Below are 16,441 nucleotides of genomic sequence, written 5' to 3' on the forward strand. Positions count from 1 at the left end.
ACCCGATTACAGACCGAAGCTCTCGGCCAGCACGCCCTCGCTCGTCTCACCGACGACGTGCGTGTCGCCGCCGACCACGTCGATGGTGACCGCGGCGGGACCGAACAGTTCGACGGGGAGCTCCGCGAAGTCCCAGTCGACGTCCTCGAAGACCCCCTCAAGCGGCTCGCCGTATTCTCTGGCGGCGACGGAGAGGACCTCGTCGAAGCGGTCGAACGATTCGTCGACGGTGAGATGGACCTCGCTGCCGTAGGCGAGCGCGTCCGTCGTCCGGGCCATCGCGGTCGCCTCGTCGCCGGCGACCGGCGCGACCGGCGCGCGCCCGCTGGCCGACAGCACCGACACCGGGTCGAAGCCGAGTTCGGCCAGCCGGAAGACGGCCAGTTCGGCGGCACGGGCCGCGGCGACTACGCTGCCGGTGACACTCGCCGTCGCAAACGAGGGCAGGAACACGCCCGTCTCGGGGACGCCGGTGCGCTCGGCGACCTGGCTGGCGACGGCCTCGTCCGGCAGTTCGTCGGTCTCCAGGGCCAGCACGGCGAAGTCGGCGTCCTCGCGGTAGCCGATACGCTGGAAGGCCTCCTCCTCGGCGACGAGCGCGCGTGCGGGTCCGCTCCCGAGCGCCTCGAAGCCGTCGACGGCCAGCTCCCAGCCGCCCTTCTGCGAGCACAGCAGGGCCAGCGCGGGGTGGTCCGTCGACAGTTCGACGTGGTTCAGCGGCGCGCCGTCGACGGTGGCCATCGTGGACTGGACTGTCGCCAGCCCGGCCGTCTGGATCTCCGCGAGCAGCATGCCGGCTTCGACAGCGCCGGGGACCTCGACGCCGAAGTCAAGCACCGCGGCGTCGCCCTCCAGCGCGTGTACGTCTATCGTGAGTTCGTCAGCGAAGTCGATGGCCTCGTCGACGAGTTCCGTGGCCATCCGATTGAGGCTGTCCATGCGCCGTCTTTGGCAGCCTCCCCTTTAATCTCCGCCTTCGGCCGCGCCGCTCCTGGCTTCTCGTCCGAGATGCGCCTCGACGGCATCGACCTTGTCCCGCGCCTGCTGGTCGACGGTCCGCTTGTCGTCGACCTTCAGGAACGTGCTCACGCGGTCGCTCTGCTCCCCGACGGCCTCGTGGGCGGCGTGGGTGGCCGCAAACAGTTCTTCGCTGTCCTCCGCTTCGATTATCGTCCCCATCGGCGTCGTCTCGTACTCGACGTCGAACGCCTCCAGCGCCGCGACGGCGTCGGCGACGTACGAGGACATGCTGCCTTCGATGACCGGTGCGACCGAGAGAAACCCTATGCAGGTCATACCGGGTCACACGCGCGCTCGCGACCTAAACCGCTCTGGTGTTGCCCGTCGTTCACAGTGTCAGACTGAAGCAGCCGCCGCTCGAAGCGCCTACTCGCTCTCTTCGACCGGTGCCCCGCGAGCGTTCGTCTTCACGCTCTGGAGCCCCTGCTTGGCCTTCTGCTTTGACGCGTAGCCCTGCCCGCAGTCCGCGATTATCTCCCCGTTGTCGTGGCGGAGCCGCCACCGCGCTTTGTCGTTGCTGTCTTTGAACAGTTCGAACGTGGCCTTGCTGCCGCCGTCGTCGTCGGGAGCTGTCTCGTCTTTGGTCTCGTCGACGACGTACGCGCCGGGCGCGTTGTTCTTGACGCTTTCCAGCCCTTGCTTTGCCTTCTGCTTGGACGCGTAGCCCTCGCCGCTGTCGGCGATGATGTTCCCGTTGTCGTGGCGGAGCCGCCAGCGGTACTGCTCGGCGCTGTCCTCGTACACCTGGAACGTGGCCTTGCTCGCGACGACGTCCGTCTCTACCGCCCCGTCCTCCTCCTCCCACTGCATATCGATTTCGAGGCTGACGGTGCCGTCTTCGCGCTCGACTTCGACCTCGAAGTCGGCTTCGGCCGGCGGGTCGACTGTCACAGTCTGTTCTTCATCGGCCGGGGCTGGCTCGCCGCGACTGAACCGGTTCGAAAGCCGCCGGAAGTACGACGCGATTCCTCTTCGACTTCGCTTTTCCTGTGACTCGTGGACCGTCTCGTCTGTCATGCAACCACGCTGTCGATTGGCTAACAGATAATGGTACCCCCATCTGTCAAACCACACGAATCCTCGAAGCAGTGACTGTACCGGACGCCGCACCGAGATGTGTCGCTTGTCGATTTGGAATCGAAGAAATGCGCTGGCTGGGAGTGAGCAATCGCGACGCGATTGCGAGCCATGAGGGACTTCGTCCCTCGGTGTTTGAACCGGAGCCAGACTGTCGCCCTCACTCGCTACGCTCGTTGCGGGCGTTGCGACTGGCAGGGTTCGAATCCAGTTCGATTTCACGACTCACAGATTACGAGCACACGCTACGCGGTGCTCGGTGGAATTGTTCGTCGTAGAAATGCGCTGGCTGGGATTTGAACCCAGGTTGTGACCATGGCAAGGTCACGTGATACCAACTACACTACCAGCGCTCACTTCGTTCGCACTGACCTTCGCGACTGTGAGTCGCTCAGTACCAGCGCGCACCACGTCTCGTTGCAATCAAATCTGGCGGGGGTGAGAGTAAAAAGCCTTCCGTTTTCGGGGACAAACCATGGGAGGTGAGGGCAATCGCCGCCCCCGTTGAGAGCCGAATCATGTGATGCTGTCACGGGACACGCTCTTTCGGAAGCGGCAAACCAGCCGAGAGTGCATCGCTTACGAGTCGGCATGACGGACCATGTGAACGCGACGCATCGCGAGCACGAAACGGGGTCTTTTTAAGCACGGGAAGGGGAGATATCGGCACAGTCTAGTGGCGCGACGTGGAAGCGTCACGGCATGACGACCAGCGTACTCGTGCCGTCTTCCCTCACACGGGAAGCCGAAGACAGACGCGAGGCAACTCGCAAGCTCGGTTACGTGGCCCGCGCGGCCGCGGTCTACCGGGTTGATCGGCTGACAGTGTACCCCGACCCAGCGGGCGAGGGCAAGTGGGAAGACGGGTTCGTCGAAACCGTGCTGCGGTACGCCGCGACGCCCCCGCACCTCCGAAAGGAGATGTGGGGTAAGCGGGACGAACTGGAGTACGTCGGCGTCCTGCCGCCGCTCCGCGTGCGTTCACAGACCGGCTCCGGATCTGAGGGTTCGGGGTCGTTAAGACAGGGAATCGTGACCGAGGTCGGAGCTGATGGGCGCGTCCGGGTCAATTGCGGCATGCAACACCCGATCTCCCTTCCCGTCCCAGACGGTATGGACGTGGAACAGGGGGAGCGCGTGACCGTCAGGGTCTCTTCGCGACGGCCGGTCCGGGCGAAACTCGTCGACGCCCCTACAACGGGATTCGACGTTGTCGCCGCGGACCTCGATGCGGCACTCTCGCGCGACGATGCCGGGCTCACTATCGCGTCCTCGCGATACGGCGAGCCGGTAACGTCGACCCGTCTCGGCCAGCTGGCCGAGCGGCGCGACGCCGAGGGCGGCATGACCGTCGCCTTCGGGGCACCCGAGCGCGGGTTACCGTCGATACTCGACGTTGCCCCGGACGCCGTCGGGGGAGACCAGACGAGCGACGAACCAGAAGGGTTCGACCTCTGGCTGAATACGGTTCCGAACCAGGGCAGTGAGGTCGTGCGAACGGAAGAGGCTCTGTTCGCCTCCCTCACCTGTCTAACCCTCACGGAGTAAACGAATGCCACAACCAAGCAGACCACGCAAAGGCTCGCTGGGCTTCGGCCCGCGCAAGCGCTCGACGAGCGAGACGCCTCGCTTCAACAGCTGGCCGTCTGACGACGGGCAGCCGGGCGTCCAAGGGTTCGCCGGCTACAAGGCAGGCATGACACACGTCGTGCTCGTCAACGACGAACCCAACTCCCCCCGCGAGGGGATGGAGGAGACTGTCCCCGTGACAGTCATCGAGACGCCGCCGATGCGCGCTGTCGCCCTGCGAGCGTACGAAGACACGCCGTACGGTCAGCGTCCGCTGACGGAAGTCTGGACCGACGAGTTCCACTCGGAGCTCGACCGGACCCTGGACGTTCCGGAGGACCACGACCCGGACGCTGCTGAGGAACAGGTACGCGACGCACTCGAGGCCGGTGACCTCGGGGACGTGCGACTCATTACGCACACCGTCCCCGACGCCGTCCCGAGCGTCCCGAAGAAAAAGCCCGACGTGATGGAGACTCGCGTCGGCGGTGGGTCCGTTTCGGACCGCCTCGACCACGCCCTCGACCTCGTCGAGGACGGTGGCGAACACGCCATGAACGACATCTTCCGCGCCGGCGAGTACGCCGACGTGGCCGGTGTCACGAAGGGCAAAGGGACGCAGGGTCCCGTCAAGCGCTGGGGCGTCCAGAAGCGGAAAGGCAAGCACGCCCGCCAGGGCTGGCGCCGACGGATCGGCAACCTCGGTCCGTGGAACCCGTCCCGCGTGCGCTCGACGGTCCCCCAGCAGGGGCAGACCGGCTACCACCAGCGCACCGAGCTCAACAAACGTCTCATCGACATCGCCGACGGCGACGAAGCGACCGTCGACGGCGGCTTCGTCAACTACGGCGAGGTCGATGGGCCGTACACGCTCGTGAAGGGCTCCGTGCCCGGTCCGGACAAGCGCCTGGTGCGCTTCCGGCCCGCGGTGCGTCCGAACGACCAGCCGCGCCTCGACCCCGAGGTGCGCTACGTCTCCAACGAATCGAACCAGGGATAACCTATGCAGGCAACAATCTACGACCTGGACGGCAACACAGACGGCGAGGTCGACCTGCCGGACGTCTTCGAGACGCCGGTCCGGTCCGACCTCATCAGTAAGGCTGTACGTGCCGCACAGGCCAACCGAAAACAGGACTACGGGTCCGACGAGTACGCCGGCCTCCGAACGCCGGCCGAGTCCTTCGGTAGCGGCCGCGGCCAGGCACACGTCCCGAAGCAGGACGGCCGTGCCCGCCGCGTCCCGCAGGCGGTCAAGGGGCGACGCGCCCACCCGCCGAAAGCCGAGACGGACCGCTCGCTCGACCTCAACGACAAGGAGCGGCAACTGGCCGTTCGCTCGGCGCTGGCCGCGACGGCCGACGCCGACCTCGTCGCCGACCGCGGCCACGAGTTCGACCGTGACGAAGTGCCCGTCGTCGTCTCCGACGACTTCGAGGACCTCGTCAAGACCCAGGAAGTCGTCTCGCTGCTGGAGGCGCTCGACGTCCACGCGGACATCGACCGCGCCGACGACACGAAGATCAAGGCCGGACAGGGCTCGGCCCGCGGACGGAAGTACCGTCGTCCCGCCTCGATCCTCTTCGTGACCAGTGACGAGCCGTCGACGGCCGCCCGCAACCTCGCGGGGGCCGACGTGGCGACCGCCAGCGAGGTCAACACGGAAGACCTCGCGCCCGGCGGCGCGCCCGGTCGACTCACCGTCTTCACGGAATCCGCACTCGCGGAGGTGGCCGAGCGATGAGCTGGGACGTCATCAAACACCCACACGTCACGGAGAAGGCCATGAACGACATGGACTTCCAGAACAAGCTCCAGTTCGCCGTCGACGACCGCGCCTCGAAGGGCGAGGTCGCAGACGCCGTCGAGGAGCAGTACGACGTGACAGTCGAACAGGTCAACACGCAGAACACGATGGACGGCGAGAAGAAGGCCGTCGTTCGCCTCTCCGAGGACGACGACGCCCAGGAAGTCGCCTCCAGAATTGGGGTGTTCTAACAATGGGACGACGAATCCAAGGACAACGGCGCGGTCGCGGGACATCCACGTTCCGTGCGCCGTCGCATCGTTACAAGGCGAATCTGGAGCACCGCAAGGTCGAGGACGGCGACGTCATCGCCGGCACGGTCGTCGACATCGAGCACGACCCTGCCCGCTCGGCGCCGGTCGCTGCCGTCGAGTTCGAAGACGGGGACCGACGACTCATCCTCGCGCCGGAAGGCGTCGGGGTGGGCGACGAGCTACAGGTCGGCGTCAGCGCCGAGATCGCACCCGGGAACACGCTCCCGCTGGCGGAGATCCCGGAGGGGGTCCCGGTGTGCAACGTCGAATCCAGCCCCGGTGACGGTGGGAAGTTCGCCCGTGCGTCGGGCGTCAACGCCCAGCTGCTCACCCACGACCGCTCGGTTGCGGTCGTCAAGCTCCCCTCCGGGGAGATGAAGCGGCTCGACCCGCAGTGTCGTGCCACCATCGGCGTCGTCGCCGGTGGCGGCCGAACTGACAAGCCGTTCGTGAAGGCTGGCAACAAGCACCACAAGATGAAAGCACGCGGGACCAAGTACCCGCGCGTCCGCGGTGTGGCGATGAACGCCGTCGACCACCCGTTCGGTGGCGGCGGCCGCCAGCACCCCGGTAAACCCAAGTCTATCTCGCGGAACGCCCCGCCAGGACGGAAGGTCGGGGACATCGCCTCGAAGCGAACCGGTCGAGGTGGCAACGAATGAGTTCAGAGTATCAAATCGGCCACGAAGGAGAGTTCTCCTTCCGCGGCCACACGCTCGACGAGCTGCAGGCGATGGAGCTCGAGGAAGTCGCGGAACTGCTCCCCGCTCGACAGCGGCGAAGTATCGTACGCGGCCTGACCGAGGAGAAACACAAGCTCCTCGAGAAGGCCCGCGAGGCCGGCGAAGAGGAGACAGCCAACGACCCGATCCGGACGCACCTGCGCGACATGCCGGTGGTCCCGGAGATGGTCGGGCTGACCTTCGCCGTCCACGACGGCCAGAACTTCGAGCGTGTCAAAGTCGAGCCGGAGATGCTCGGCCACTACCTCGGTGAGTTCCAGCTCACCCGGACTAGTGTCGAACACGGTCAGGCCGGTATCGGAGCGACACGCTCCTCGAAGTTCGTACCGCTCAAATAATCATGGGAATCAGTTACTCAGTCGAAGCCGACCCGGACACGACGGCCAAAGCGATGCTCCGGGAGCGGCAGATGAGCTTCAAGCACAGCAAGGCCATTGCCCGCGAAATCAAGGGCAAGACGGCCGGCGAGGCTGTCGACTACCTCGAGGCGGTTATCGAGGGCGACCAGCCCGTTCCGTTCAAACAGCACAACTCGGGCGTCGGTCACAAAAGCAAGATCGACGGCTGGGACGCCGGGCGCTACCCGGAGAAGGCCAGCAAGGCCTTCCTCGACCTGCTCGAGAACGCGGTCGGCAACGCCGACCACCAGGGCTTCGACGGTGAGGCCATGACGATCACGCACGTCGCCGCCCACAAGGTCGGCGAGCAGCAGGGTCGCAAGCCCCGCGCGATGGGGCGTGCCTCGGCGTGGAACAGCCCGCAGGTCGACGTCGAACTCATCCTCGAAGAACCGGAGGCCGAAGAATAATGGCCGACGAACAGCAGTTCATCGAGGACGGACTCCAGCGGACCCAGATCGACGAGTTCTTCGCAGAGGAACTCGGTCGCGCCGGCTACGGCGGCATGGACGTCGCCAAGACGCCGATGGGAACCCAGATCGTGCTCAAAGCCGAGAAGCCAGGGATGGTCATCGGCAAGGGCGGGAAGAACATCCGGAAGATCACGACGGAACTCGAGGACCGGTTCAACCTCGACGACCCGCAGGTCGACGTCCAGGAAGTCGACGAGCCGGACCTCAACGCCCGCATCGTCGCGGACCGACTGGCCAACGCACTCGAGCGTGGCTGGTACTTCCGCAAGGCGGGCCACACTACCATCGACCGCATCATGGAGTCGGGCGCACTCGGCGCGGAAATCGTCCTCTCCGGGAAGGTCACAGGTGCACGCTCGCGCGTGGAGAAGTTCAACCGCGGCTACGTCAAGCACAACGGCGAGCCCGCGGAGGAGATCGTCGACAGCGGCGTCGGCGTCGCCGTGATGAAGCTCGGTACCATCGGGGTCCGAGTCAAGATCATCCCGCCGGACGCGGAGCTCCCCGACGACTTCGAGATCTACGAGGATGTCGACGTCGAGGACTACGTGGCCGACACCGACGGGGAAAGCGTCGAGGAACTCCTCGAAGGCGAACCCGAAGACAGCGAGACAGCAGAGGAACTCGACGAGGACGTGGCCGCCGGGGCCGACGACGACTCCGAGGCCGACGAGGAGTTCGTCGACGAGGAGATCGTCGAGGAGGACGTCGATGTCCCGACTGACGACGACGTCGAGGACGTCGACGTCGACGAACTCGAAGAGGCTGTCGACGAGGAACTCGACGAGGACGTCGAGGCGGAAGCCGAAGAGCTGATGGACGAGATGGACGACGCGGACGACGAGTCCGCGGACGAGGAGGCTGACGACGAATGACCGTCCTCCACGTCCAGGAGATTCGGGACATGACGCCCGCCGAGCGCGAGGCGGAACTCGACGACCTGAAGACCGAACTGCTGAACGCCCGGGCCGTCCAGGCCGCGGGTGGTGCGCCGGAGAACCCCGGTCGCATCAAGGAGCTGCGGAAGGCCATCGCCCGCATCAAGACGATCCAGGGCGAAGAAGGCGACCTGCAGGAGAACGAATAATGCCACTGACACCCGAGACGCTCCCACGACACGAACTCGTCGGCCTCGACTGCGAGGTCGTCGCAGCGTCCAATCCGGACGCCGTCGGTATCAGCGGAACCGTCGTCATGGAGACGACACAGATGCTGACGATCGAGGGAGCCGACCGGGTGTGGCACGTGCCGAAGGACAGCGCGACGTTCGCGTTCGCCCTGCCGACCGAGACGGTACTGGTCGAGGGTGACCGACTCGTCGCGCGTCCCGCTCGTCGCACAGAGAACACAGGAGATTCACTATGGCGCTAGGACTGAACGTACAGGAACCGGAGGAAACCTGTGCCGATCAGAACTGCCCGTTCCACGGAGAGCTCTCCGTGCGCGGACAGACACTGAGCGGCGAGGTAGCCTCCACTGACATGGAGAAGACCGTTGTCGTCGAGCGCGAGTACGACGTGAAGGTGCCGAAATACGACCGCTTCATGAAGCGGCGGAGCCGCGTTCCGGCTCACGCACCCGACTGTCTCGACCTCGCGGTCGGTGACACGGTCACGATAGCAGAGTGTCGACCGCTCTCGAAAACAAAAAGCCACGTCGTCGTCGGCGTGGTCGCCGACGAACAGGACGGTGATGCCTGATGGAAGCACTCGGTGCTGACGTCACGCAAGGCCTGGAGAAGGGCTCGCTCATCACGTGTGCGGACAACACGGGAGCGCGCGAACTCAAGGTCATTTCCGTCCACGGCTACTCGGGAACGAAGAACCGCCACCCCAAGGCTGGGCTGGGCGACAAGATCACGGTCTCGGTCACCAAGGGGACGCCCGAAATGCGTCGACAGGTGCTCGAAGCCGTCGTCGTCCGCCAGCGAAAGCCGATCCGTCGACCCGACGGCACCCGCGTCAAGTTCGAAGACAACGCGGCCGTCATCGTCGACGAGAACGAGGACCCGCGTGGGACCGAGCTGAAAGGCCCCATCGCACGGGAAGTCGCACAGCGATTCGGCAGTGTGGCATCAGCAGCGACGATGATCGTATAGAACCATGAGCAAGCAACCAGACAAACAACGCAAGAGTCAACGACGTGCCCCGCTCCACGAGCGGCACAAGCAGGTTCGGGCGACGCTCTCGGCAGACCTCCGCGAGGAGTACGGCCAGCGCAACGTCCGCGTCAACGCCGGTGACACCGTCGAGGTGCTCCGTGGCGACTTCGCCGGCGATGAAGGTGAAGTCCTCGAGGTCAACCTCGACAAGGCCGTCATCCACGTCGAAGACGTCACGCTCGAGAAGACGGACGGCGAGGAAGTCCCCCGACCGCTGGACACCTCGAACGTCCGCGTGACGGACCTGGACCTCGAAGACGAGAAGCGCGAGGCGCGTCTCGAATCGGAGGATGATTCCGCATGAGTAACCACCAGAAGCGACTCTCGGTGCCAAACAGTTGGCCCGTAGAGCGCAAGACCGCGACGTTTACGGTGAAAGCCGGCGCCGGCCCGCACGGTGAGTCGGGGGTTCCCCTGCTCATCGTCCTTCGGGACGTGCTCGGCTACGCCGACAACCGCAAAGAAGCCCGCTACGCCCTCAACGAGGACAACGTCCTCATCAACGGGAAGGCCATCTCAGACGAGGAACGCCCCGTCGGGATGTTCGACATCCTGGCCTTCACCGAACGCGAGGAGTACTACCGCGTGTTCCCCGGCGAGGGCGGTCGGCTGGCGCTGACCGCAATCGACCCGGACGCGGCCCAGTCCAAGCTCGGCAAAATCGTCACCAAGACTCACGTCCCCGGTGGCGACGTCCAGCTTGGTCTCCACGACGGCGAGACGCTCATCGTCGAGGACGACCAGACCTACGACGCCGGCGACTCCATCGTCGTCGGCAACGAGGACGGCGAGGTCGTCGCCCACTTCGAGTACGAAGAGGGCGCACTCGTCACCGCCGTCGACGGCGCCCACGCGGGCGAAGTCGGCGAAGTCGAGGAGATTCAGGTGACGCCGGGGTCGGCCCAGAACAACGTTATCGTCTCTCAGGACGAGGGCAGCGAGGCTTCGGACGAAGCCTCGGAAGGCGGCGAAGCCGCCGGTGGCTTCGAGACGGTCGAAGAGTACGTCGTCGTCATCGACGAGAACTTCACTGGCGACTCGGACGACGAGTCGGAGACCGTGAGCGGCGAAGCCGCGAGCAAGGGTGATGATGAATGAGCTCCGAGAGTGAGTCCGGCGGCGACTTCCACGAGATGCGCGAACCGCGCGTCGAGAAGGTCGTCGTCCACATGGGTATCGGCCACGGTGGCCGTGACCTCGCCAACGCAGAGGACATCCTCGGGGAGATCACCGGGCAGACGCCGGTGCGAACGAAGGCCAAGCGGACCGTCGGCGAGTTCGACATCCGTGAGGGCGACCCCATCGGTGCGAAGGTCACTCTTCGCGACGAGATGGCCGAGGAGTTCCTCGACACCGCCTTGCCGCTTGCCGAACTGGCGACGAGCCAGTTCGACGACACCGGCAACTTCAGCTTCGGCGTCGAGGAACACACCGAGTTCCCGAGCCAGGAGTACGACCCGAGCATCGGAATCTACGGGCTGGACGTGACGGTCAACCTCGTCCGCCCCGGCTACCGCGTCGCCAAGCGCGACAAGGCGTCGCGCTCGATTCCGACGAAGCATCGACTCAACCCGGCGGACGCTGTCGCCTTCATCGAGTCGACCTACGACGTGGAGGTGAGCGAATGAGCGAAAGTGAAACCACAGACGAGCCCGATTCCGAGACGGCATCCAGTGAGCGAACTGGCCAGCTCGAGTCCTGTCAGCGCTGCGGTCGCGAACAGGGACTCGTCGGCAAGTACGACATCTGGCTGTGCCGCCAGTGCTTCCGCGAGATCTCGCGGGGCATGGGCTTCAAGAAGTACAGCTAACAATGACAGGGAACGACCCATTTGCCAACGCACTGTCGGCGCTTAACAACGCCGAGAGCGTCGGGCACCTAGAGCAGACAGTATCGCCCGCTTCGAACGAGATCGGCAGCGTCCTCGAGGTCTTCTATGACCGCGGGTACATCGACGGATTCAGTTTCGTCGACGACGGCAAAGCCGGCGAGTTCGAAGTCGAACTGAAAGGAGCCATCAACGAGTGTGGCCCGGTCAAGCCCCGCTACTCCGCGGGCGCAGACGAGTTCGAGAAGTGGGAGAAGCGGTTCCTCCCTGCCCGTGACTACGGGACCCTCGTCGTCACGACCAGCCACGGCATCATGAGCCACTACGAGGCTCGTGAGCAGGGCGTCGGTGGCCAAGTCATCGCGTACGTATACTAACAATGCCACGAGTAGAACTGGAGATTCCGGAGGACGTGGACGCCGAGCAGGACCATCTCGACATCACCGTCGAGGGGGACAACGGCAGCGTCACACGTCGGCTCTGGTACCCTGACATCGACGTGTCTATCGACGGCGACACTGTCACCATCGAATCCGATGAGGACAACGCCAAGACGATGTCGACGATCGGTACCTTCCAGAGCCACATCGAGAACATGTTCCACGGCGTGACCGAGGGCTGGGAGTACGAGATGGAAGTCTTCTACTCTCACTTCCCGATGCAGGTCAACGTCGAGGGTGACGAAGTCGTCATCGAGAACTTCCTGGGCGAGAAGGCCCCCCGCCGCACGACGATCCACGGCGACACGGACGTCGAGATCGACGGCGAGGAGCTGACCATCAGCGGCCCCGACATCGAGGCCGTCGGCCAGACCGCCGCGGACATCGAACAGCTTACACGCATCAACGACAAGGACGTGCGTGTGTTCCAGGACGGGGTGTACATCACCCGCAAACCGAACCGAGGTGACGCCTGATGGCGGACAATCCCGACAACACGAGCAGTGACGCCGACGCCAACGAGGAAGGGCTTCCCCAGGGCGACGCGCCCGAGGAAGACATCGAGTCCGAGCAGCCACACGACGGCGAGCCGGCCGAGGACCCCGACCAGGTGGCCGAGGAAGCCGAAGCCGAAGAAGACGACGAGGACGAGTTCACCGAACTGACCGACATCAGCGGCGTCGGCCCATCCAAAGCGGAGTCGCTCCGCGAGGCCGGCTTCGAGTCGGTCGAAGACGTCCGCGGTGCCGACCAGTCCGCGCTCGCCGATGTCAGCGGTATCGGGAACGCGCTGGCGGCCCGCATCAAGGCCGACGTCGGCGGACTCGAGGTCGAGTCCGAGACCGAAGCCGAAGTCGAAGAGGAAGGCGGCGAGGAAGCGCCCGCCGAGGACGTGGAGACGGAACTCCAGGCCCGCGGGCTCGCCGACAAGACGCCGGACCTCTCTGATGAGGACGCGCGCCTGCTGACCCAGCGACACCGGGTCGGCAAGCCGCAGTTCAACCGGCAGGACCACCACAAGAAAAAGCGCGTCTCGACGTCGTGGCGCAAGCCCCGCGGCCAGCTCTCGAAGCAGCGCCGCGGCATCAAGGGCAAGGGCGACACGGTCCAGGCGGGCTTCCGCTCGCCGACCGCGGTCCGCGGCAAGCATCCCTCGGGCTTCGAGGAGGTCCGCGTGCACAACGTGGACGACCTCGAGGGCGTCGACGGCGACATCGAGGCCGTCCGTATCGCCTCGAAGGTCGGCGCTCGCAAGCGCGAGCGAATCGAAGAGGCAGCCGAGGACGCGGGCATCCGCGTGCTCAACCCCACCTACGTCGAAGTCGAGGTGAGTGAGTGATGACTGATCTCTCCGCACAGAAGCGACTCGCGGCTGACGTCCTCGACGTCGGGAAGAACCGCGTCTGGTTCGACCCCGAGCGACAGGGCGACATCGCCGACGCGATCACCCGCGAGGACGTCCGCGAACTGGTCGATGAGGGCGCCGTTCAGGCGAAAGACAAGAAAGGCAACTCCCGTGGACGCGCCCGGGAGCGCCAGAAGAAGCGTGCGTACGGCCACCAGAAGGGTGCCGGTACCCGGAAGGGCAAGGCAGGCGCACGGCAGAACTCCAAGGAGGACTGGGAGTCACGCATCCGCGCACAGCGGACGAAGCTGCGCGAGCTGCGTGACGAGGGAACGCTTTCGAGTTCGCAGTACCGCGACCTGTACGACAAGGCCGGCGGTGGCGAGTTCGACAGCGTTGCCGATCTCGAACGCTACATCGACGCAAACCACGGTGACGCATAATGGCGACAGGACCACGATACAAAGTACCGATGCGGCGACGCCGCGAGGCCAGAACCGATTACCATCAGCGGTTGCGCCTGTTGAAATCCGGTAAGCCACGTCTCGTTGCTCGAAAGAGCAATAAACACGTCAGGGCGCAGCTGGTGACGCTTGGCCCCAACGGCGACGATACCCTCGCGTCCGCACACTCGAGCGACCTCGCCGAGTACGGCTGGGAGGCCCCGACGGGCAACATGCCCTCGGCCTACCTCACCGGCCTGCTCGCCGGGCTTCGCGCGCAGGAAGCGGGCATCGAGGAAGCAGTGCTCGACATCGGACTCAACAGCCCGACCCCCGGAAGCAAAGTATTCGCAATACAGGAAGGCGCAATCGACGCCGGCCTGGACATTCCGCACAACGACGACGTACTCGCCGACTGGCAGCGCACGCGCGGTGCCCACATCGCCGAGTACGACGAGCAGCTCGAGGAGCCGCTGTACAGCGGCGACTTCGACGCTGCAGACCTCCCGGAGCACTTCGACGAGCTCCGCGAGACCCTACTGGACGGTGACATCGAACTATGAGTGCTAACAACGGATGGGAGCCACGGACACGCCTCGGCAAGCAGGTCGTCGAGGGCGAGATCGACTCCATGCAGGAGGCGCTGAACTCCGGGCTCCCGCTGAAAGAATCGGAAGTCGTCGACCAGCTCGTTCCCGACCTGGAAGACGAGGTGCTGGACATCAACATGGTCCAGCGGATGACAGACTCCGGCCGCCGCGTGAAGTTCCGCTGCGTGGTCGCCGTTGGTAACCGCGACGGCCTCATCGGCTACGCCGAGGGGCGTGACGACCAGGTCGGCGGTGCCATCCAGAAAGCCATCGACATCGCGAAGCTGAACATCATCGACATCTCCCGCGGCTGTGGGTCCTGGGAGTGTGGCTGTGGCCGTCCGCACACGGTCGCGCTGCGCACCAAGGGCAAGGCCGGGAGCGTCGAGGTCGAGCTCCAGCCGGCCCCGCGCGGGCTGGGTCTGGCGGGCGGCGAGACCGTCCGCAAGGTGCTCGAACTCGCCGGTATCGAGGACATCTGGACGCGCAGTAGCGGGAACACGCGCACCACGGTCAACTTCGCGAAGGCGACGTTCAACGCCCTCGAGAACACGGCCCAGGCGCGTGTCCCCGAACGGACCTTCGAGAAACGAGAGGTGATCGAGTGATGCACGCGCTCGTCCAGCTCCGTGGCGAAGTCAACATGCACGGCGACATCCAGGACACCCTGGAGATGCTCAACATCCATCACGTGAACCACTGCACGCTCGTCCCCGAGACGGACGCCTACCGCGGCATGGTGACGAAGGTCAACGACTTCGTCGCCTTCGGCGAGCCGAGCCAGGAGACGCTGGAGACGGTTCTGGCGACGCGGGCCGAGCCGCTCGAGGGCGACGCCGACGTCGACGACGAGTGGGTCGCCGAGAACACGGATTACGACGACATTGCCGGGCTCGCCTTCGCGCTCCTCTCCGAGGAGACGACGCTGCGCGAGCAGGGCCTGTCCCCGACGCTCCGTCTGCACCCGCCGCGTGGCGGCCACGACGGCGTCAAACACCCCGTCAAGGAGGGCGGGCAGCTCGGGAGACACGACACCGATGGAATCGACGACCTCCTGGAGGCGATGCGATAATGACGAGTAAAAAGAAACGACAGCGCGGCTCGCGCACGCACGGCGGCGGCTCGCACAAGAACCGACGTGGTGCCGGCCACCGCGGTGGTCGCGGTGCCGCAGGCCGTGACAAACACGAGTTCCACAACTACGAACCGCTCGGCAAGAGCGGCTTCAAGCGCCCGCAGAAGGTGCAGGAAGAGGCCGCGACCATCGACGTTCGCGAGATCGACGAGGACATCACGCTGCTGGCCGCCGAGGACATCGCGGAAGCCGACGGCGATGGCTACCGCGTCGACGTGCGTGACGTGGTCGACGACGCCGACGACGCCGATTACGTGAAGGTACTCGGTGCCGGCCAGGTCCGCCACGAACTCACACTCGTCGCCGACGACTTCTCCGAGACCGCTCGCGAGAAAGTCGAAGCCGCAGGCGGGAGCGTCGAACTGACCGACCTCGGCCAGGAGCGCCAGGCCGAGGCCGAGACAGACGACAACGCGGACGCGGACGAGGAATAACGAACGATGAGCTGGAAGGACACCGCCGAACCACTGCTTGTCCGGATGCCCGCAGTCCAGCGACCGGACGGACACGTCCCGTTCAAGCGCAAGCTCACCTGGACAGGGGGCGTGCTCCTGCTGTACTTCTTCCTGACGAACGTGAAGCTGTTCGGGCTGGACATCGACGCCAGCCAACAGGTGTTCGGGCGTTTCTCCTCGATCCTGGCCTCCGGCCAGGGGAGCATCATGCAACTGGGTATCGGTCCGATCGTCACGGCGTCCATCGTGTTACAGCTCCTCGGTGGGGCGGACCTGCTCGGCCTGAACACCCAGGACGACCCGCGGGACCAGATCCTCTATCAGGGGCTCCAGAAGCTGCTGGTGCTCGTGATGATCTGCCTGACCGGGCTGCCGATGGTGTTCGCCGGCGGCTTCCTGCCGGCCGATACGGCTGTCGCAAGTTCCCTGGGTATCGGGACGTTCGGTGTCCAGTGGCTCATCTTCGGCCAGATGTTCGTCGGCGGTGTCCTCATCCTGTTCATGGACGAGGTCATCTCCAAGTGGGGCGTCGGTTCCGGTATCGGGCTGTTCATCGTCGCCGGCGTGAGCCAGCGACTCGTCGGGGGCGTCCTGACGACGCCGTTCCTCGGCAACAGCGAGGGAATCATCTACACCTGGTACCTGTTCATCACCGGCCAGCGCGGCACCGGGCCAGTGCTGGCTGCCGATGGCCTCCAGACCG

Annotated in this window: 27 protein-coding genes, 1 tRNA gene and 1 pseudogene; 25 read left to right on the top strand and 4 right to left on the bottom strand. The window is 65.3% G+C overall.

Features of this window, described 5'->3' with window-relative positions; genetic code table 11:
• Positions 1-6 precede the first annotated feature (6 nt).
• The 4 genes from mch to KZ498_RS16215 all read right to left on the bottom strand — a co-directional run bounded on the left by mch (position 7) and on the right by KZ498_RS16215 (position 2,450).
• A complete protein-coding gene (gene mch, locus KZ498_RS16200; protein ID WP_312620115.1) occupies positions 7-939 on the bottom strand; it encodes a methenyltetrahydromethanopterin cyclohydrolase in 933 nt (310 codons plus the stop codon).
• Positions 940-963: 24 nt separating this feature from the next.
• On the bottom strand, positions 964-1,296 hold the full coding sequence (locus KZ498_RS16205; RefSeq protein WP_312620116.1) for an MTH1187 family thiamine-binding protein: 333 nt from the start codon (positions 1,294-1,296) through the stop codon (positions 964-966).
• A 90-nt stretch (positions 1,297-1,386) separates the two neighbouring features.
• Entirely contained in the window at positions 1,387-2,037 is a 651-nt protein-coding gene (locus KZ498_RS16210; RefSeq protein ID WP_312620117.1) for an HVO_2922 family protein, read from the bottom strand.
• Positions 2,038-2,378: 341 nt separating this feature from the next.
• Positions 2,379-2,450: transfer RNA gene (locus KZ498_RS16215), tRNA-Gly, on the bottom strand.
• Between the two features lie 349 nt (positions 2,451-2,799).
• Between KZ498_RS16215 and KZ498_RS16220 the strand changes: the two genes are divergently transcribed.
• The 25 genes and pseudogenes from KZ498_RS16220 to KZ498_RS16340 form a co-directional block, all read left to right on the top strand.
• Entirely contained in the window at positions 2,800-3,645 is an 846-nt protein-coding gene (locus tag KZ498_RS16220; protein ID WP_312620118.1) for an RNA methyltransferase, read from the top strand.
• A gap of 4 nt (positions 3,646-3,649) precedes the next feature.
• The gene (gene rpl3p / locus KZ498_RS16225; protein WP_312620120.1) at positions 3,650-4,666 is read left to right on the top strand and encodes a 50S ribosomal protein L3; all 1,017 of its coding nucleotides are present in this window, start codon (positions 3,650-3,652) and stop codon (positions 4,664-4,666) included.
• 3 nt (positions 4,667-4,669) lie between these two features.
• On the top strand, positions 4,670-5,410 hold the full coding sequence (gene rpl4p / locus KZ498_RS16230) for a 50S ribosomal protein L4 (RefSeq protein WP_312620121.1): 741 nt from the start codon (positions 4,670-4,672) through the stop codon (positions 5,408-5,410).
• Positions 5,407-5,664 carry a 50S ribosomal protein L23 gene (locus KZ498_RS16235; RefSeq protein WP_004591553.1) on the top strand — a complete coding sequence of 86 codons (258 nt, stop codon included), beginning with the start codon at positions 5,407-5,409 and terminating at the stop codon, positions 5,662-5,664. The genes rpl4p and KZ498_RS16235 overlap by 4 nt, the downstream gene beginning before the upstream one ends.
• Before the next feature lie 2 nt (positions 5,665-5,666).
• Positions 5,667-6,389: a 50S ribosomal protein L2 gene (locus tag KZ498_RS16240; protein WP_312620124.1), complete on the top strand. Its 723-nt coding sequence runs from the start codon at positions 5,667-5,669 to the stop codon at positions 6,387-6,389.
• Positions 6,386-6,808, top strand: coding sequence for a 30S ribosomal protein S19 (locus KZ498_RS16245; protein WP_312620126.1), 423 nt, complete (start codon positions 6,386-6,388; stop codon positions 6,806-6,808). The genes KZ498_RS16240 and KZ498_RS16245 overlap by 4 nt, the downstream gene beginning before the upstream one ends.
• A 2-nt stretch (positions 6,809-6,810) precedes the next feature.
• Complete coding sequence (locus KZ498_RS16250) at positions 6,811-7,278, top strand: 50S ribosomal protein L22 (RefSeq protein WP_312620128.1); 468 nt, start codon at positions 6,811-6,813, stop codon at positions 7,276-7,278.
• Positions 7,278-8,216 carry a 30S ribosomal protein S3 gene (locus KZ498_RS16255; protein ID WP_312620130.1) on the top strand — a complete coding sequence of 313 codons (939 nt, stop codon included), beginning with the start codon at positions 7,278-7,280 and terminating at the stop codon, positions 8,214-8,216. The genes KZ498_RS16250 and KZ498_RS16255 overlap by 1 nt, the downstream gene beginning before the upstream one ends.
• A complete protein-coding gene (gene rpmC / locus KZ498_RS16260; protein WP_004516964.1) occupies positions 8,213-8,428 on the top strand; it encodes a 50S ribosomal protein L29 in 216 nt (71 codons plus the stop codon). Before KZ498_RS16255 ends, rpmC begins: the two co-directional genes overlap by 4 nt.
• Entirely contained in the window at positions 8,428-8,712 is a 285-nt protein-coding gene (locus KZ498_RS16265) for a ribonuclease P protein component 1 (RefSeq protein WP_312620131.1), read from the top strand. Before rpmC ends, KZ498_RS16265 begins: the two co-directional genes overlap by 1 nt.
• Positions 8,703-9,041 carry a 30S ribosomal protein S17 gene (locus tag KZ498_RS16270; RefSeq protein WP_312620132.1) on the top strand — a complete coding sequence of 113 codons (339 nt, stop codon included), beginning with the start codon at positions 8,703-8,705 and terminating at the stop codon, positions 9,039-9,041. The genes KZ498_RS16265 and KZ498_RS16270 overlap by 10 nt, the downstream gene beginning before the upstream one ends.
• The gene (locus KZ498_RS16275; protein WP_004516961.1) at positions 9,041-9,439 is read left to right on the top strand and encodes a 50S ribosomal protein L14; all 399 of its coding nucleotides are present in this window, start codon (positions 9,041-9,043) and stop codon (positions 9,437-9,439) included. Before KZ498_RS16270 ends, KZ498_RS16275 begins: the two co-directional genes overlap by 1 nt.
• 4 nt (positions 9,440-9,443) lie before the next feature.
• Complete coding sequence (gene rplX / locus KZ498_RS16280) at positions 9,444-9,806, top strand: 50S ribosomal protein L24 (protein WP_312620133.1); 363 nt, start codon at positions 9,444-9,446, stop codon at positions 9,804-9,806.
• A complete protein-coding gene (locus KZ498_RS16285; RefSeq protein ID WP_312620135.1) occupies positions 9,803-10,600 on the top strand; it encodes a 30S ribosomal protein S4e in 798 nt (265 codons plus the stop codon). Before rplX ends, KZ498_RS16285 begins: the two co-directional genes overlap by 4 nt.
• Entirely contained in the window at positions 10,597-11,130 is a 534-nt protein-coding gene (locus tag KZ498_RS16290) for a 50S ribosomal protein L5 (protein WP_312620137.1), read from the top strand. The genes KZ498_RS16285 and KZ498_RS16290 overlap by 4 nt, the downstream gene beginning before the upstream one ends.
• Entirely contained in the window at positions 11,127-11,312 is a 186-nt protein-coding gene (locus tag KZ498_RS16295) for a 30S ribosomal protein S14 (protein ID WP_053967660.1), read from the top strand. The genes KZ498_RS16290 and KZ498_RS16295 overlap by 4 nt, the downstream gene beginning before the upstream one ends.
• 2 nt (positions 11,313-11,314) lie before the next feature.
• Positions 11,315-11,707, top strand: a complete 393-nt coding sequence (locus KZ498_RS16300) for a 30S ribosomal protein S8 (RefSeq protein ID WP_004516956.1) — start codon at positions 11,315-11,317, stop codon at positions 11,705-11,707.
• Between the two features lie 2 nt (positions 11,708-11,709).
• The gene (locus KZ498_RS16305; protein WP_312620139.1) at positions 11,710-12,246 is read left to right on the top strand and encodes a 50S ribosomal protein L6; all 537 of its coding nucleotides are present in this window, start codon (positions 11,710-11,712) and stop codon (positions 12,244-12,246) included.
• Positions 12,246-13,109 carry a 50S ribosomal protein L32e gene (locus tag KZ498_RS16310; protein ID WP_396276139.1) on the top strand — a complete coding sequence of 288 codons (864 nt, stop codon included), beginning with the start codon at positions 12,246-12,248 and terminating at the stop codon, positions 13,107-13,109. Before KZ498_RS16305 ends, KZ498_RS16310 begins: the two co-directional genes overlap by 1 nt.
• Positions 13,109-13,558 (top strand): 50S ribosomal protein L19e, encoded by a 450-nt coding sequence (locus KZ498_RS16315; protein WP_312620141.1) that lies wholly within the window; start codon positions 13,109-13,111, stop codon positions 13,556-13,558. The genes KZ498_RS16310 and KZ498_RS16315 overlap by 1 nt, the downstream gene beginning before the upstream one ends.
• Positions 13,558-14,121 carry a 50S ribosomal protein L18 gene (locus KZ498_RS16320; RefSeq protein ID WP_023843357.1) on the top strand — a complete coding sequence of 188 codons (564 nt, stop codon included), beginning with the start codon at positions 13,558-13,560 and terminating at the stop codon, positions 14,119-14,121. The genes KZ498_RS16315 and KZ498_RS16320 overlap by 1 nt, the downstream gene beginning before the upstream one ends.
• Positions 14,118-14,756: a 30S ribosomal protein S5 gene (locus KZ498_RS16325; RefSeq protein ID WP_312620144.1), complete on the top strand. Its 639-nt coding sequence runs from the start codon at positions 14,118-14,120 to the stop codon at positions 14,754-14,756. Before KZ498_RS16320 ends, KZ498_RS16325 begins: the two co-directional genes overlap by 4 nt.
• Positions 14,756-15,220 (top strand): 50S ribosomal protein L30, encoded by a 465-nt coding sequence (rpmD, locus tag KZ498_RS16330; protein ID WP_312620146.1) that lies wholly within the window; start codon positions 14,756-14,758, stop codon positions 15,218-15,220. The genes KZ498_RS16325 and rpmD overlap by 1 nt, the downstream gene beginning before the upstream one ends.
• On the top strand, positions 15,220-15,717 hold the full coding sequence (locus KZ498_RS16335) for an uL15m family ribosomal protein (protein ID WP_312620148.1): 498 nt from the start codon (positions 15,220-15,222) through the stop codon (positions 15,715-15,717). The genes rpmD and KZ498_RS16335 overlap by 1 nt, the downstream gene beginning before the upstream one ends.
• 6 nt (positions 15,718-15,723) lie before the next feature.
• Positions 15,724-16,441, top strand: a pseudogene (locus tag KZ498_RS16340) (preprotein translocase subunit SecY); the annotation flags it as partial.

It is taken from the genome of Haloarcula sp. 1CSR25-25, from assembly GCF_032027985.1.
In the GTDB taxonomy this organism is placed as follows: Archaea; Halobacteriota; Halobacteria; order Halobacteriales; family Haloarculaceae; genus Haloarcula.

Bases quoted from the DNA above. Each gene is read 5' to 3' on its own strand.
- mch (WP_312620115.1), bottom strand. From the start codon at position 939: ATGGACAGCCTCAATCGGATGGCCACGGAACTCGTCGACGAGGCCATC.
- KZ498_RS16205 (WP_312620116.1), bottom strand. From the start codon at position 1,296: ATGACCTGCATAGGGTTTCTCTCGGTCGCACCGGTCATCGAAGGCAGC.
- KZ498_RS16210 (WP_312620117.1), bottom strand. From the start codon at position 2,037: ATGACAGACGAGACGGTCCACGAGTCACAGGAAAAGCGAAGTCGAAGA.
- KZ498_RS16220 (WP_312620118.1), top strand. From the start codon at position 2,800: ATGACGACCAGCGTACTCGTGCCGTCTTCCCTCACACGGGAAGCCGAA.
- rpl3p (WP_312620120.1), top strand. From the start codon at position 3,650: ATGCCACAACCAAGCAGACCACGCAAAGGCTCGCTGGGCTTCGGCCCG.
- rpl4p (WP_312620121.1), top strand. From the start codon at position 4,670: ATGCAGGCAACAATCTACGACCTGGACGGCAACACAGACGGCGAGGTC.
- KZ498_RS16235 (WP_004591553.1), top strand. From the start codon at position 5,407: ATGAGCTGGGACGTCATCAAACACCCACACGTCACGGAGAAGGCCATG.
- KZ498_RS16240 (WP_312620124.1), top strand. From the start codon at position 5,667: ATGGGACGACGAATCCAAGGACAACGGCGCGGTCGCGGGACATCCACG.
- KZ498_RS16245 (WP_312620126.1), top strand. From the start codon at position 6,386: ATGAGTTCAGAGTATCAAATCGGCCACGAAGGAGAGTTCTCCTTCCGC.
- KZ498_RS16250 (WP_312620128.1), top strand. From the start codon at position 6,811: ATGGGAATCAGTTACTCAGTCGAAGCCGACCCGGACACGACGGCCAAA.
- KZ498_RS16255 (WP_312620130.1), top strand. From the start codon at position 7,278: ATGGCCGACGAACAGCAGTTCATCGAGGACGGACTCCAGCGGACCCAG.
- rpmC (WP_004516964.1), top strand. From the start codon at position 8,213: ATGACCGTCCTCCACGTCCAGGAGATTCGGGACATGACGCCCGCCGAG.
- KZ498_RS16265 (WP_312620131.1), top strand. From the start codon at position 8,428: ATGCCACTGACACCCGAGACGCTCCCACGACACGAACTCGTCGGCCTC.
- KZ498_RS16270 (WP_312620132.1), top strand. From the start codon at position 8,703: ATGGCGCTAGGACTGAACGTACAGGAACCGGAGGAAACCTGTGCCGAT.
- KZ498_RS16275 (WP_004516961.1), top strand. From the start codon at position 9,041: ATGGAAGCACTCGGTGCTGACGTCACGCAAGGCCTGGAGAAGGGCTCG.
- rplX (WP_312620133.1), top strand. From the start codon at position 9,444: ATGAGCAAGCAACCAGACAAACAACGCAAGAGTCAACGACGTGCCCCG.
- KZ498_RS16285 (WP_312620135.1), top strand. From the start codon at position 9,803: ATGAGTAACCACCAGAAGCGACTCTCGGTGCCAAACAGTTGGCCCGTA.
- KZ498_RS16290 (WP_312620137.1), top strand. From the start codon at position 10,597: ATGAGCTCCGAGAGTGAGTCCGGCGGCGACTTCCACGAGATGCGCGAA.
- KZ498_RS16295 (WP_053967660.1), top strand. From the start codon at position 11,127: ATGAGCGAAAGTGAAACCACAGACGAGCCCGATTCCGAGACGGCATCC.
- KZ498_RS16300 (WP_004516956.1), top strand. From the start codon at position 11,315: ATGACAGGGAACGACCCATTTGCCAACGCACTGTCGGCGCTTAACAAC.
- KZ498_RS16305 (WP_312620139.1), top strand. From the start codon at position 11,710: ATGCCACGAGTAGAACTGGAGATTCCGGAGGACGTGGACGCCGAGCAG.
- KZ498_RS16310 (WP_396276139.1), top strand. From the start codon at position 12,246: ATGGCGGACAATCCCGACAACACGAGCAGTGACGCCGACGCCAACGAG.
- KZ498_RS16315 (WP_312620141.1), top strand. From the start codon at position 13,109: ATGACTGATCTCTCCGCACAGAAGCGACTCGCGGCTGACGTCCTCGAC.
- KZ498_RS16320 (WP_023843357.1), top strand. From the start codon at position 13,558: ATGGCGACAGGACCACGATACAAAGTACCGATGCGGCGACGCCGCGAG.
- KZ498_RS16325 (WP_312620144.1), top strand. From the start codon at position 14,118: ATGAGTGCTAACAACGGATGGGAGCCACGGACACGCCTCGGCAAGCAG.
- rpmD (WP_312620146.1), top strand. From the start codon at position 14,756: ATGCACGCGCTCGTCCAGCTCCGTGGCGAAGTCAACATGCACGGCGAC.
- KZ498_RS16335 (WP_312620148.1), top strand. From the start codon at position 15,220: ATGACGAGTAAAAAGAAACGACAGCGCGGCTCGCGCACGCACGGCGGC.